Annotated in this window: 15 protein-coding genes; 12 read left to right on the forward strand and 3 right to left on the reverse strand. The window is 67.7% G+C overall.

Going from position 1 to position 13,757, the window contains the following annotated elements; translation table 11 throughout:
* Positions 1-136 precede the first annotated feature (136 nt).
* The 10 genes from secY (at position 137) to AU185_RS20325 (ending at position 9,208) form a co-directional block, all read left to right on the forward strand.
* Positions 137-1,477 carry a preprotein translocase subunit SecY gene (gene secY, locus AU185_RS20280; RefSeq protein ID WP_059101378.1) on the forward strand — a complete coding sequence of 447 codons (1,341 nt, stop codon included), beginning with the start codon at positions 137-139 and terminating at the stop codon, positions 1,475-1,477.
* Positions 1,474-2,022, forward strand: a complete 549-nt coding sequence (locus AU185_RS20285) for an adenylate kinase (RefSeq protein WP_059101379.1) — start codon at positions 1,474-1,476, stop codon at positions 2,020-2,022. Before secY ends, AU185_RS20285 begins: the two co-directional genes overlap by 4 nt.
* Before the next feature lie 6 nt (positions 2,023-2,028).
* Positions 2,029-2,829 (forward strand): type I methionyl aminopeptidase, encoded by an 801-nt coding sequence (map, locus tag AU185_RS20290; protein WP_059101380.1) that lies wholly within the window; start codon positions 2,029-2,031, stop codon positions 2,827-2,829.
* 116 nt (positions 2,830-2,945) lie between these two features.
* Positions 2,946-3,461 (forward strand): sigma-70 family RNA polymerase sigma factor, encoded by a 516-nt coding sequence (locus AU185_RS20295; RefSeq protein WP_059101381.1) that lies wholly within the window; start codon positions 2,946-2,948, stop codon positions 3,459-3,461.
* On the forward strand, positions 3,458-4,180 hold the full coding sequence (locus AU185_RS20300; protein ID WP_059101382.1) for an anti-sigma factor family protein: 723 nt from the start codon (positions 3,458-3,460) through the stop codon (positions 4,178-4,180). Before AU185_RS20295 ends, AU185_RS20300 begins: the two co-directional genes overlap by 4 nt.
* 72 nt (positions 4,181-4,252) lie before the next feature.
* Complete coding sequence (locus tag AU185_RS20305; RefSeq protein ID WP_059101383.1) at positions 4,253-5,959, forward strand: thiamine pyrophosphate-binding protein; 1,707 nt, start codon at positions 4,253-4,255, stop codon at positions 5,957-5,959.
* Positions 5,940-6,605: a hypothetical protein gene (locus AU185_RS20310; RefSeq protein WP_059101384.1), complete on the forward strand. Its 666-nt coding sequence runs from the start codon at positions 5,940-5,942 to the stop codon at positions 6,603-6,605. The genes AU185_RS20305 and AU185_RS20310 overlap by 20 nt, the downstream gene beginning before the upstream one ends.
* A gap of 6 nt (positions 6,606-6,611) precedes the next feature.
* Positions 6,612-7,622 (forward strand): 3-oxoacyl-ACP synthase III family protein, encoded by a 1,011-nt coding sequence (locus tag AU185_RS20315; protein WP_059101385.1) that lies wholly within the window; start codon positions 6,612-6,614, stop codon positions 7,620-7,622.
* Positions 7,622-8,689, forward strand: a complete 1,068-nt coding sequence (locus tag AU185_RS20320) for a pyridoxal phosphate-dependent aminotransferase (RefSeq protein ID WP_059101528.1) — start codon at positions 7,622-7,624, stop codon at positions 8,687-8,689. Before AU185_RS20315 ends, AU185_RS20320 begins: the two co-directional genes overlap by 1 nt.
* 6 nt (positions 8,690-8,695) lie before the next feature.
* Positions 8,696-9,208 (forward strand): MarR family winged helix-turn-helix transcriptional regulator, encoded by a 513-nt coding sequence (locus AU185_RS20325; protein WP_059101386.1) that lies wholly within the window; start codon positions 8,696-8,698, stop codon positions 9,206-9,208.
* A 91-nt stretch (positions 9,209-9,299) separates the two neighbouring features.
* Here AU185_RS20325 and AU185_RS20330 read toward each other — a convergent pair whose 3' ends face one another.
* Together AU185_RS20330 and AU185_RS20335 are read right to left on the reverse strand one after the other, a co-directional pair.
* A complete protein-coding gene (locus tag AU185_RS20330; protein ID WP_059101387.1) occupies positions 9,300-10,526 on the reverse strand; it encodes a GAF domain-containing sensor histidine kinase in 1,227 nt (408 codons plus the stop codon).
* Entirely contained in the window at positions 10,523-11,185 is a 663-nt protein-coding gene (locus AU185_RS20335) for a response regulator (RefSeq protein WP_059101388.1), read from the reverse strand. Before AU185_RS20335 ends, AU185_RS20330 begins: the two co-directional genes overlap by 4 nt.
* Positions 11,186-11,291: 106 nt before the next feature.
* Here AU185_RS20335 and AU185_RS20340 point away from each other — a divergent pair, with 106 nt between their 5' ends.
* Together AU185_RS20340 and AU185_RS20345 are read left to right on the forward strand one after the other, a co-directional pair.
* Complete coding sequence (locus AU185_RS20340; RefSeq protein ID WP_059101389.1) at positions 11,292-12,095, forward strand: HAD-IA family hydrolase; 804 nt, start codon at positions 11,292-11,294, stop codon at positions 12,093-12,095.
* 68 nt (positions 12,096-12,163) lie between these two features.
* A complete protein-coding gene (locus tag AU185_RS20345) occupies positions 12,164-12,865 on the forward strand; it encodes a nitroreductase family protein (protein WP_059101390.1) in 702 nt (233 codons plus the stop codon).
* A 12-nt stretch (positions 12,866-12,877) separates the two neighbouring features.
* Here AU185_RS20345 and mmsB read toward each other — a convergent pair whose 3' ends face one another.
* The gene (gene mmsB, locus AU185_RS20350; RefSeq protein WP_059101391.1) at positions 12,878-13,753 is read right to left on the reverse strand and encodes a 3-hydroxyisobutyrate dehydrogenase; all 876 of its coding nucleotides are present in this window, start codon (positions 13,751-13,753) and stop codon (positions 12,878-12,880) included.
* Between the last annotated feature and the right edge of the window lie 4 nt (positions 13,754-13,757).

Below are 13,757 nucleotides of genomic sequence, written 5' to 3' on the forward strand. Positions count from 1 at the left end.
TCTCGTAGACTGTTTGGCGGGTAACTCTGCAGGCTGTGCGCTTGGCGGGGGTCCGCACACGACTTAACCAAGACGCTGGTCGAATCCAGCCCCATCCGCACGCCGCGATCAAAAGGTCGGCTGCGCAGGAGGAAGAGTGCTCTCGGCTTTCATCTCTTCACTCAGGACACCCGACCTGAGGCGAAAGATCCTGTTCACCCTGGGCATCGTGATCCTTTACCGGATCGGCGCCTCCATACCGTCTCCCGGCGTGAACTTCCCGAACATCCAGACGTGTATCGCGGAGGTCAGCGGCGGCGACGCCGGCCAGGTGTACTCCTTGATCAACCTGTTCTCCGGCGGTGCGCTGCTGCAGCTGTCGGTCTTCGCGGTCGGCATCATGCCCTACATCACCGCGAGCATCATCGTGCAGCTGTTGACCGTGGTGATTCCGCGGTTCGAGCAGCTGCGCAAGGAAGGGCAGTCCGGCCAGACCAAGATGACGCAGTACACGCGTTATCTCTCGATTGCGCTGGCGATTCTGCAGGCCACCAGCATCGTGGCGCTGGCCGCCAACGGCGGATTGCTGCAGGGCTGCACGCTCGACATCATCCAGGGCCAGAGCGAGGGGCTGAACATCTTCACCCTCGTCGTCATCGTGCTGGTGATGACGGCGGGCGCGGCGCTTCTGATGTGGATGGGCGAGCTGGTCACCGAGCGGGGCATCGGCAACGGCATGTCGCTGATCATCTTCGCGAGCATTGCCTCGGCGATGCCCGGCGAAGGCCAGGCCATTCTGGAGAGCCGCGGCGGCCTGGTGTTCGCGCTGGTGTGCCTCGGCGCGCTGGCCATCGTCGTCGGCGTGGTGTTCGTCGAGCAGGGCCAGCGCCGGATCCCGGTGCAGTACGCCAAGCGCATGGTGGGACGCAAGATGTACGGCGGCACGTCGACGTATCTGCCGCTGAAGGTCAACCAGGCCGGCGTCATCCCGGTCATTTTCGCTTCGTCGCTGATCTACATCCCGCAGCTGATCACCCAGCTGATCCAGAGTGGCAGCTCCAATCCGAACAGCACCAACTGGTGGAGTTCGTTCGTCGCCAATTACCTCACGGATCCCAGTAGCCCCGCCTACATCGCGGTCTACTTCGTGCTGATCGTCTTCTTCACCTACTTTTACGTGTCGATCACGTTCAACCCGGACGAGCGCGCCGACGAAATGAAGAAGTTCGGCGGGTTCATCCCGGGCATCCGCCCAGGCCAACCGACCGCCGACTACTTGCGCTACGTGTTGAGCCGCATCACGTTGCCGGGCTCGATCTACCTCGGTGTCATCGCCGTGTTGCCGAACATGTTCCTTCAGGTCGGTGCCAGCGGTCCCGTGCAGAACCTGCCGTTCGGCGGTGTCGGAGTTCTGATCCTGGTCGGGGTCGGCTTGGATACCGTGAAGCAGATCGAGAGCCAGCTGATGCAACGTAATTACGAAGGGTTCCTCAAGTGAGAGTCGTTCTGCTCGGACCACCCGGCGCCGGCAAAGGCACGCAGGCCCAGAAGCTCTCCGAGAAGCTCGGCATCCCGCAGATCTCGACGGGCGACCTGTTCCGGCAGAACATCGGCGACGGCACCCCGCTCGGCCTGGAGGCCAAGCGTTACCTCGACGCGGGTGACCTGGTGCCCTCGGAGCTGACGAACAAACTGGTCGAGGACCGCATTGAGCAGGAGGATGCGGCTGCAGGGTTCATTCTCGACGGCTATCCCCGCTCGGTGGAGCAGGCCAAGGCGCTCGACGAGATGCTCAAGCGTCACGACACCAAACTCGACGCGGTGCTGGAGTTCAAGGTTTCCGAGGACGAGCTGTTCAAGCGGCTCAAGGCGCGCGGCCGCGACGACGACACCGAAGACGTGATCCGCAACCGGATGCAGGTCTATCGCGACGAGACCTACCCGCTGCTGGAGTACTACAGCCACAACAACCTGCAACAGGTCGACGCGGTCGGCGCGCTGGACGAGGTTTTCGCGCGGGCGCTGCAGGCGCTCGGTAAGTAGTCGGATATGGGCCTGATGGGTCTGCGCAGCCGCAAGGTCGTACCGCAGCGCACGCCCGGTGAGCTCGACGCGATGGCCGTCGCGGGCGCACTGGTGGCCGCGGCCCTGGCCGCGGTGCGTCGGGCCGCCGCCCCGGGCGTCTCCACGCTGGCGCTCGACGAGATCGCCGAGTCGGTGATCCGCGATGGCGGCGGTGTGCCGTCGTTCCTCGGCTACCACGGCTACCCGGCCAGCATCTGCTCTTCGGTCAATGACCGTGTCGTGCACGGGATCCCGTCGGCAAGCGAGATGCTGGCCGACGGCGATCTGGTGTCCATCGACTGCGGCGCCATCGTCGACGGCTGGCACGGCGACTCGGCGATCACGTTCGGCATCGGGACGCTGATCCCGGTCGACGAGGCGCTGTCGAAGGCCACCAAGGAGGCCATGGAAGCCGGTGCGGCCGCGATGGTGGCGGGCAACCGGCTCACCGACGTATCGCACGCCATCGAGACCGCCACGCGCGCCGCCGAGAAGCGTTACGGGCGCGCGTTCGGCATCGTCGACGGCTACGGCGGGCACGGCATCGGCAGGCAGATGCACATGGACCCGTTCCTGCCCAACGAGGGCGCCCCGGGCCGCGGACCTCATCTGGCGGTCGGCTCGGTGTTGGCCATCGAACCGATGCTGACCCTGGGCACCACAAAAACGGTGGTGCTCGAAGACGAGTGGACCGTCGTCACCGCCGACGGCTCGCGGGCGGCACACTGGGAGCACACCGTGGCGGTCACCGAGAACGGACCTCGCATCCTCACGCAGGGTTCTTGATGTCGACTCCGCGCTGACGGCGCGGTCCACTCGAACTTTCCGCCGTGGACGCAGCGTCGACGGCCAATACTTGAACCGGACGACCGGCAACCTCGTATCCATAACGGAGGTTGAATTTGGACGACCCGGAGGCGACCGTCGTGCGGGTGCTCTACGCCGAGCACGCCGCCGCGATCTGGCGCTATGCGGTACGGCTGACGGGTGATACGGCCCGGGCGGAGGATGTCGTGCAGGAGACGCTGCTGCGAGCGTGGCGCCACCCCGAGGTGACGGCCGACAGCACGAGGTCCGTGCGGGCCTGGTTGTTCACCGTGGCCCGTAACCTCATCATCGACGAGCGGCGCAGCGCCCGGTTCCGCAGCGAGTCCGGCACCCCCGACATGGAGGCAACCGCGGACCGGGCCGGACCCGACGAGGTGGAGGCTGCCTTGGACCGAATGATGCTCGGCGAAGCCATCGCCTGCCTGTCCGAGGAGCATCGCGCGGTCATCAGCCGCGCGTATTACCGCGGTTGGACGACCGCGCAGATCGCCGACGACCTGCGCATCGCGGAGGGCACCGTGAAGTCGCGGCTGCACTACGGGGTACGAGCGCTGAAGCTCAAGTTGGAGGAAATGGGGGTGACACGGTGACCGCATTCGACCCACCCCTCGACAGGGCGGACGACGATCGGTACGCGACCTGGGACGCCGCCTACGTGCTGGGTTCACTCTCCAGCGAGGAGCGCCGCGAATACGAGGCGCACCTCAAGACGTGCGCGCACTGCAGGTCCGCGGTCGCCGAGTTGAGTGGCATCCCTGCGCTGTTGAGCAAGGTCGGGCCCGCCGACTTTCGCGAGTTCGACGCGGCTGCTGACGAACCGCCTCCAGAGCTGCTGCCCGGCCTGCTGGACAAGGTGCGGGCCCGGCGCCGACGGTCGCGCTGGATGGCCACCGCCGCCGTCGGCCTGGCCGCCGCGGTGCTCGCGGTCGGTATCGCGCTCGTGATGCGCCCCGACACATTCGGCTCGCAGACCGGTACGCCGCCGCAGGCGTCGGAGCAACTGGAGATGAACAAGGTGTCCGAGACACCCATCAACGCAACGATTTCGATGACGGGTTACGGCTGGGGCACCCGCATCGACATGGCATGCACCTACGGCGACTGGGGCCAACGCGATGCGCCGCCCCAGGACCTGGCGATGGTGGTGGTCGGCGACGACGGCAGCCGCAACCAGATCGCGACGTGGCTGGGGCTGTCCGGAGCGACTGCGCTGCCCAGCGCGAACACCCCGATGCAGATGGACGAAATCGCTGCGGTGCAACTGGTCTCACCCGAATCCGGCCAGGTGCTTCTGGAACGCTCACTGTGAATCTGCGCGACGGGTGAACCCAACCGGCCCACGCTCCGTGTCACTGCTGAAGCGTGCGAAAGCAGGTGAGCTATGGGCCATCGGGTCGTCGACCACATCGTCGAGCACCTGGCCGCGATCGGCGTCGAGTACGTCTTCGGTGTCGACGGCGCCAACATCGAGGATCTCTACGACGCAGCGTTCTTCCGTTCCGACATCACCGCGGTGCTCGCCAAACACGAGTTCTCCGCAGCGACAATGGCCGACGGATACAGCCGCAGCGGCTGCGGCATCGGCGTGGTCGCCGCGACCTCGGGCGGCGGCTGCCTGAACACGGTGCCCGCGCTGGGCGAGGCCTTCGCGAGTAGGGTGCCGGTGCTGGCGCTGATCGGACAGCCGCCAACCGGCCTCGACGGGCGAGGCGCGTTCCAGGACACCAGCGGCCGTAACGGCGCATTGGATGGGCACGCGCTGTTCTCGGCGGTGTCAGTGCACTGCCGACGGGTGCTCGCACCGGCGGACATCATCACCGCGCTGCCCACCGCGATTGCGGCAGCTCACACGATGCGCGGGCCGGCGGTGCTGTTGCTGCCCAAGGACATCCAACAATCGGACGTGCCCGTCAACGGCGGCGTCGTCATCGACGAGCGGGCCACCCCACAGCGGGCCGATGTGCATCCGATCGCACGAGCGTTGCGCCGGGCCGCCGGTCCCGTCACGCTCATCGCCGGGGACCAGGTGGCGCGTGACGACGCGCGCGCCGAACTCGAGGCGCTGCGGGCCGTGCTGCGCGCCCGGGTGGCCACCGTGCCCGATGCCAAGGACGTCGCGGGCACACCCGGGATGGGCTCGTCCTCGGCGCTCGGGGTGACCGGCGTGATGGGCCATCCGAGCATCGCGGCGGCCGTGGCGGGTAGTGCGCTGTGCCTGCTCGTAGGCGCCCGCATGCCGGTGACCGCACGCGCCGGGCTCGACGACGCGCTGGCTTCGGTGCCGGTGTACTCGATCGGCGCGGCGGCACCGTATCTCGCGTGCACGCATCTGCAGAGCGAGGACCTGCGCGGGTCGCTGACGGCGCTCACCGCCGCGCTGTCCGGACACGGTCGCCCTGCTGCGGTACGGGTGCCCGATGTGGTGGCGCGCGCCGAGTTACGACCGCCGCCGCACCGCGGGCCCGGCATCCGGTATCGAGACGCGATGGCCGCGCTCGACGCGACGCTGCCCGCCGGGGTGGACATCGTGGTCGACGCGGGCAACATCGGGGCGGCGGCATTACACCACCTGCCGGTGCGGCGGAACGGCCGGTTCGTCGTCGCGCTCGGCATGGGCGGAATGGGGTACAGCTTCGGCGCCGCGATCGGGATGGCGTTCGGGCGCGGCAGGCGAACCGTGGTCATCGCGGGCGACGGCAGTTTCTTCATGCACGGCATGGAGATCCACACCGCCAGGGAGTACCACCTACCGGTGACGTTCCTGCTGTTCGACAACCACGCGCACGCGATGTGCGTGACCCGCGAGCAGACGTTCTACCGGGATCGCTACAGCTACAACCGGTTCGGTCCCAGCCGGCTGGGGGCGGGGCTGAGCGCGATGTTCCCCGGGCTGCCCGCGACGGACGTCGACGAGCTTGCGTCGCTTCCCGCCGCGCTTGGCGCCGCCCTGGAGACCGACGGTCCGGCGGTCGTCAGCATCGAATGCTCGGCCGACGAGATCCCGCCGTTCGCGGCGTTTCTCGACGGTGCGACCAGTTATCCGCCTGCCGCAAAGGAGAACCCGACCCATGTCGCTGCCCGCCCTTGACGACATCTCTGCACATCGGGGGACCGCAGAACCACTGGACGGCCTGATCCGCATCGAAACCTCGCCGCGCCAGAAGGCCACCCCGATCATCATGGAGATGATGCGGTCGGTCTACCCGCACGACGACGTGTACGGCCAGTACTGCACCGTCAACGATTACATCGACTGTCCGCCCGACGAGTTGTTCGACTACCTGGCCGATACCCGATGTCTGGAGGAGTGGACCTACAGCCTGCGTGGTTTCACCCCCACTGAGGAGCCCGGGCTATGGCTGGCTTATGACCGGTTGGGTTCGCAGACACAGATTTTCACCCGCACCGTGGCCAACGAAGCGGCCGGGACCGTCGACTATCACTGCGCCTGGGACCAGGGCAGGCACCTGTGGATGATCTATCTGATGCGTGTTGTCGACGCGCAGGTCGTGTTGGACAAGCCCGGGTCGGTGGTGCTGTGGACCAACTGTCATCACCCGTTCTACGACCGCAATCCCTATCCGGAGACGGCGCCGCCCGAGCGACCGGTCTGGGTGGGCGACTTCTGGGACATGTTCGGTGCCGGTCACCTGCTGGAGCTGCGCAACCTCAAGGCGATCGTCGAGTACCGCCACCGCAACGGCCTTGCCGTGACACCCGACTGGATGAGGTGAGCACCGATGACAGTCAGCCTTCTGGATGTTTCGACCTACCTGCCGGGTGATCCGATCGGCGCCGACTACTACGCGCAGTTCGCCGAATCCGACGACCTGCGTGACAACGTGATGTTCCGCGCGCCCAGGTTCCGCCACCACGTTGCGCCCGACGAGACGGCGGTCGACATGGTCGAGCGTGCGGCGGCCGGACTGATCGAGCGGCACGGCCACGACGCGATCGCCGGCGCGGACGTGCTGATCACCCACACCCAGATGCCCGACATGCCGTTCTACGGCGGCGGCGGCGCCATGGCCCATCGCCTCGGCATGAAGCCGGACTGGGTGCTCGACCTACACAACGGCGGTTGCGCGGCCTTCGTGCTGGGACTTCAGGTGGCCCGGCAACTCCTGTCCTCCGGGGCGGGCCGAACGGCGCTGATCGCCGTCGCGCAGAACGCCGCCGGGCAGGTGTTCGACCAACCCGGGGTGCGACGCAAGGCCCAGGCGTCGGTGCCCGGCGACGGCGCGGCCGTCGGGCTCGTGGCGGTCTCCGAGCAGTCGCCGATTCTCGACGTGGAATGCCGCACCTACGGCGAGTTCGCCGGCGATATGACGATCGCGATCGACCCGCCGCGCAAATGGTGGCAGCCGGGGCCGGGGGAGGGGTGCATCGGCTTCACCGAAAGCAAGATCACCAAGGTGCTGGCGCGCGGCAACCGGCAAGTGCCGGAGGTGTCGTATGCGGTGTGCGACCGCATCGGCGTGAAGCCCGCCGACCTCGACCTGCTCGTCACCAACCAGCCCAACCGGGCGTTCCTCAGGAACTGGCGTGAAGCACTCGAGCTACCCGCCGAACGTCACGTCGACACCTTCGAAACGTGCGGAAACCTGTTCGCCGCTGGCATTCCCGTCAACTTGGACCGCGCGATCGGCAGCGGGCGCCTCGTTGCGGGTGACGTGGTGCTGATGGCGGCATTCGCCCATGCCGGTGACTTCGCGGGCGCGGCCGCCGTCCGATGGGGCGGTCGCGGGTGATGGCGACGCCGGGGTGTAGCGGATTGGCGGCCGTCGGCGCGTTACCGGACGCGTCGAACCCGATGGCCTTGTCGCTGAACGAGAATCCCTTCCCGCCGCTGCCGTCGGTCCGGTCGGCGCTGATCGCGTCGATCGAGGCGGCGAACCGGTATCCGGAGTATCTGCCCGAGCGGCTGCGTACGTTGATCGCCGAGCGCATCGGGGTGCGCGACGAGCAGGTGGTCATCGGGGCCGGAGCGACGGGTGTGATCATGCAGGTGCTGCAGGCGCTGACCAGTCCCGGCGACACGATGGTGACGGCCTCGCCGACGTTCGACGGGTATCCGGTATTCGCGCAGATGGCCCGGTTGAAATCGGTCACCATCGCGCTCGACGCGCACGGTCACCACGACCTCGACGCGATGGCATCTGCCGCGGTGGACGCCAGGGTCGTGGTGGTGTGCCGGCCGCACAATCCGAGCGGCACCGTAGAAACCGCCGCCGACCTCGAGCGGTTCCTGCGGCGGGTGCCGTCGGACACCGTGGTGCTGCTCGACGAGGCCTACGTCGAGTTCCTGCCACCGGAATGCCGGATCGATGCCGTGGCAGTGGTCGCACGGCATCCGAATGTCGTTGTGCTACGGACCTTTTCCAAGGCGTACGGCTTGGCCGGACTGCGAATCGGTTACGGTTTCTGCGCACCCGCGCTGGCCCGGCGGCTATGGGCCATGCAGTTGCCGTTCGGCGTCGCCATCACCGCACTGGTCGCGGTGGCGGCCTCTTTCGACGCGGAAGCCGAGTTGCGCCAACGCATCCGGATGATCACCTGTGAGCGCCGGTACCTGCGGATGCGGCTGCGGGCGATGGGGGTGTACAGCACCGAGAGCAACGCCAACTTCGTGTACCTGCCGGAGTGCGGCCGTTGCTGGAAAGAGGCGTTCGACACGATCGGGATGCGTGTGCGCCATTACGCCGACGGCGGCGTGCGCATCACCGTGGGCGATCGCAAATCCACCCGCGCGGTGGTGGCGGCGGTGGCCCAGGCCGTGGGCCGAAAGCCGCTGACCGCATCGGCGGATGCGGTATGAAGGGGCGTGCCCTTCGAATCGCCGCGGCAGGACGACCGGGACCCGATCGCGCTCGCGCGGGCCAACTGGGAGCGCTGCGGATGGGGCGAGGTCGCCGACGGCATGGTCGCGGTGACGTCGGTGATGCGGGCGCACCAGATCCTGCTGGCCCGCGTCGAGAGTGCGCTGCGGCCATACGACTTGAGCTTCTCGCGGTTCGAGCTGCTTCGGTTGTTGGCGTTCAGCCGTAACGGCGCGTTGCCTATCACCAAGGCCTCCGACCGGTTGCAGGTGCACGTCACCAGCGTCACCCACGCGATCCGGCGCCTGGAAGCCGACGGCCTGGTGGAGCGGGTCCCCCATCCGACCGACGGGCGCACGACGCTGGTGCAGATCACCGACCTCGGCCGCTCGACCGTCGAGGACGCCACGGAGACGTTGAACAACGAGGTGTTCGCCGACATCGGGATGTCCGACGCCGAGTCGCGGGCCCTGGCGGACTCGATCCAGACGCTGCGCCGCAACTCGGGAGACTTCTAGTCGCGCCACGAGGCGCGCGACCCCTCAGCGCGAGCAGACGCTAATTGCTCGGAAAACCGCCGAAAATTGGGCACTTCGCGTCTGCTCGCGCTTAAGCGGGGGCCGACGGGACAGGGATCGTGGCCGTCACCGCGGTGCCCGCGCCCGGGCGCGACCTGATGTTGAGTCGGCCGCCGACGATCTCGGCGCGTTCGGCCATCGACAGCAGGCCGTAGCCGCCCATGTCGTCGCCGCCGAGCGGATGCTCGAAGGTGTCGAAACCGACTCCGTCGTCGATGATTTCGAGTCGAGCGACGTCGCCGCTGTCACCCGCGTCGACGGTGAACATCAACCGGGCCGACGTGGCCTTCGCATGCTTGACGACGTTCTGCAGGCACTCCTGCGCGATCCGATAGAGCGCGAGCTCGATGTGGTCGGGCAGCCGGCGTTCGGCGAGGTCCACCTCGATGCCGACCTGCGGTATCGACCGCGCCAGGCTGGCCAGGCCGCCGGCCAGCCCGAGGTCGTCGAGCACCGGTGGCCGCAGCCCGCTGATCGCCGCGCGGGCCTCCTGCAAGGTCAGCTCCACCAGCTCGCGCGCTTTGCCGAGTTGTTCGGCGACGATCGCGGCATCGTCGGATCTGGTGGCCGCGTCCAACCGGTAGCTCAGCGTGACCAGGCGCTGGGAGATGCCGTCATGGATATCGCCTGCGAGCCGGCGCCGTTCGAGTTCCTGAGCCTCGATCACCTGCTCGACGAAGTTCTCGTGTGCCCGCTCGCGGGCCACCAGCTGCCGGTGCAGCCGGGCCTGGTGCATGGCGCCGGCGATCAGCCTGCCGATCACCACGAGCAATTCGACGTCGCGTTCGGTGAACTCGCGGCGCTCGACGGTGTGCACGTTGAGCACGCCGACCAGGCCTCCGGGGTCGGTCTCCATCGGGACCGACACCATCGACGTGAAGTCCGAGCCGCGCAGCGACTGGAACGGCATGTAGCGGGGGTCGGACTCCTTGTCCTGGGTGATGACCACGGGCTCGCGGTGGCTGGCCACCCAACCCGAGATGCCCTGTCCCAGTGGCAGTCTGATCTTGCCGATTTCCGCGTCGAACGGCGGGGTGGCGCCCGCCAGCGTGAGCGACCGGTCGCTGTCGTCGAGGACGTGCACGAAGCAGACGTCGCTGGCGGTCGCCGCGGTGATCATGCGCGCGGCCGCGGCGGCGAGCGGTTCGACGCCCGGCCCCTTCGACGCGGCCTGGATCAGCTCGCGCAGCAGCGCCAGCTCGCGGTCGGCGGCCAGCGCGTACTGGCTCAACTCCCGCACGGCGTCCGGCTGGCTCACTGGTAGATCCCTTCCCGCAGTGCCGTCGCCACCGCGCCGGTGCGGTCGCTCACCCCCAGCTTGCGGTAGATCGAGCTGAGGTGCGTCTTGACGGTCTCGTCGCCGATCACCAGCTTGGTGGCGATGGCGCGGTTGGACAGCCCGTTGACGACGAACGACAGGATCTCGCTCTCGCGCTGCGTGAGCCCCTGCCGGGCGCCGGGCCAGAACTCGTCGCGCTGCAGCCGCGCCGCGGTGTCGACGGCGCGGGCCGCCATCCCGGGGTCGATCGCGGTCTCGCCGCGGTGGACGAACTCCAACTGGCGCACCAACTCGTCGCTGCTGATGCTCTTGAGCAGATAACCCGACGCCCCGACCCGCAGCGCCTGAAACAGGTACTGCTCGTCGTCGTAGACCGACAGCATCACGACCTTGCGCTCCGGCTTGCGCTCGCGCAGCTCCAGGCACAGGTCGAGTCCGCTCGAGCCCTGCATGCGGACGTCGGACAACACGATGTCGGGGTCGAGTTCGTCGACGACGCTGAGCGCCCGCTCAGCGCCCACGGCCTGCCCGACCACCTGCACCCGATCCGAGAACGCCGCGAGCATGGCCTTGAGGCCTTCGATGACCATTTCATGATCGTCGACCAGCACTAATCGCACCGGGGGGCTGCTCGGCATGGCACCAACCTTAGAGGTGCCGTTTGCCGTGGTAGCGCAACTTGGCATCGCCGATCCCCCGATTGGGGGAGGTTCGGAACGTGTGACATCGGACACCCTTGTCTGCATGCCGACAACGCATGAGACGACGTGGCGCGCGGGCCGATTCTGGTGGGACTGCGCATCGCCCACGGGGCCGGGCTGTTCCATCCGCGCCGTGGTCTTCGACCTCGACGCACTGACCGACATCGAATGCGACGGCCACCGCGTGGCCTACAACGCGGCGTTCGCGGCACACGGCCTGGACTGCCAGTGGTCGGTGGCGCGGTACCGGCAGCTTCTGGCACTGACCGACGAGCGCCAGCGCATTGCCGCGGAACTGCGCAAGCGCTGCGTCGCCACCGAGTCCGATGTGCTGACCGCGCTGCTGGCCGACGACATCTATACGACCAAGACAATGATGTTCGACGAGTTGATCCTTGAGCGCGACCTCTCACCGCGGCCCGGTCTGGTCGACTTCGTGATGGACGCGGTCCGCGCCGGCGTCCAGCTGGCCGTCGTGACCAACGGCAGGCGCGGGTGGGCAGAGCCACTGGTGCGACAACTTGTCGGCGAGGGCCTGGTCGAGGCCGTTGTCACCACCGAAGACGTCACCAAGCCGATGCCCGACCCCGAAGCGCATCGTCACGCACTCGACGAACTGGGCCTGTCCGCCGAGGACGCGATGGCCGTGACCGGCTCGGCCTGCGGGCTGCGAGCCGCGAACGCCGCGGGCCTCGCCACCGCGGTGGTCACCGGCGAGGGCACCCCCGACATCCCGACCGCCCTGGCGGTTCGGCCCGACTACGCAGGCGAGCCTCCTTTGACCGTTGCGGATTGCCAACGGCTGCACGCGAACTGGTGGAAGGTCCGCAAGCCTTCCGCTGCGTAGCAGCGATTCCAGCTCGGGCTGCGTAGCAGCGATTCCAGCTCGGGCTGCGTAACGGTAGCGTCGGTCACATGACCGACATCCCCACAACTGACGAAGCACTCGCCCGGCTCGACATGCCGCTGGTCGAGGCAATGATGACCCAGCGTGCCGTGCGCCGCGTACTTCCCGACCCCGTCGACGATGCCGTCGTGCTCAAGTGCATCGAGCTGGCCTTGCGAGCTCCTACCGGTTCGAACGGGCAGAACTGGGAGTTCATCGTGGTGAAGGACCAGGCTGTCAAGGACGCGCTCGGCAAACGTTACCGTCAAGCCTGGTCGCTCTACGGCGGACTCGGCCGGCGCGTCGCCGCCGGTGACGAGTCGATGCTGAAGATCTTGCGTGCAGTGCAGTGGCAGGTCGACCACTTCAGTGAGATTCCCGTCCTCGTCGTGCCGTGTCTGCGCGGCGGCATGCGGTTGCCGTACACGCCAACGCCCTTCGTGGGTGAGTCGTCGTTCTTCGGATCGATCTACCCCAGCGTGCAGAACCTGCTGCTGGCGGCTCGGGCGATGGGGCTGGGTGCGTCGCTGATCACCCTGCCGCTGTGGAGTGTGACGTCTGCCCGCAGAACCTTGGGCCTGCCGCTCACCGTGACACCTGTTTGCGTCGTACCCCTCGGTTGGCCGCGTGGTCGGTACGGGCCGACCACGCGCAAGCCGGTCGAAGAAGTTGCCCATCTCGACGGCTACGGCAAGCGTGCCTGGCTCGACGCGCCAGCGGGCACGCCCTGAATCAGCTGCGAATCAGCTTTCGCGGAGCACTTCGATCACCGCGCTGAAGTCTTTGTCCGCGTGGTCGGCGGCGAATTTGGCGTAGATCTCTGCGGCGTGGCTGCCCAGCGGCGCGTTCGAGCCCGTCGACTTGACCGCGTTCATCGCCAGCCCGAGGTCTTTGTTCATCAGAGCGGTAGCGAAGCCCGGCGTGAAGTCGTTGTTCGCCGGTGACGCCGGAACCGGACCTGGCACGGGGCAATTCGTGTGCACCGCCCAGCAGTTGCCGGTGGCGCCGGTGATCACATCGAACAGCGACTGCGCTGACAGGCCCAGTTTCTCCGCCAGCACGAACGCCTCACCGATCGCGATCTGCTGCACGGCGAGCACCATGTTGTTGCACAGTTTGGCGGCCTGGCCGGTCCCGGCGGCACCGCAGTGAATGATCTTGCCCGCCAACGGCTCCAGCACCGGTCGAGCCCGCTCGACCGCGGACTCTTCACCTCCCACCATGAACGCCAGCGTGCCCGCCGTCGCGCCCTTCACCCCGCCGGAAACGGGGGCGTCCAACTGGGCGAAGCCGCGGTCGGCCGCCTGGTTGTTGATGGTGCGGGCGTCGTCGACGGAGATCGTGGAGGTGTCGATGAACAGCGCCCCTTCGCGCGCGGCGGGCAACACCTCTGCGTAGCAGGCTTTCACGATGTCGCCGTTGGGCAGCGAGGTGATGACGACGTCGGCGGCGGCAACCGCCTCGGCGCCGCTGTCGAACACCGATGCGCCCTTGCCGGCGGCGACATCCTTCAACGCGGGCACCGGGTCGAAGCCGTGCACGGCGTGCCCGGCGGCGAGCAGGTTCGCCGCCATCGGCCCGCCCATGTGGCCGAGCCCCAGAAACGCCACTGTGCTCATGTGC

The sequence above is a fragment of the Mycobacterium sp. GA-0227b genome (assembly GCF_001499855.1).
In the GTDB taxonomy this organism is placed as follows: Bacteria; Actinomycetota; Actinomycetes; order Mycobacteriales; family Mycobacteriaceae; genus Mycobacterium.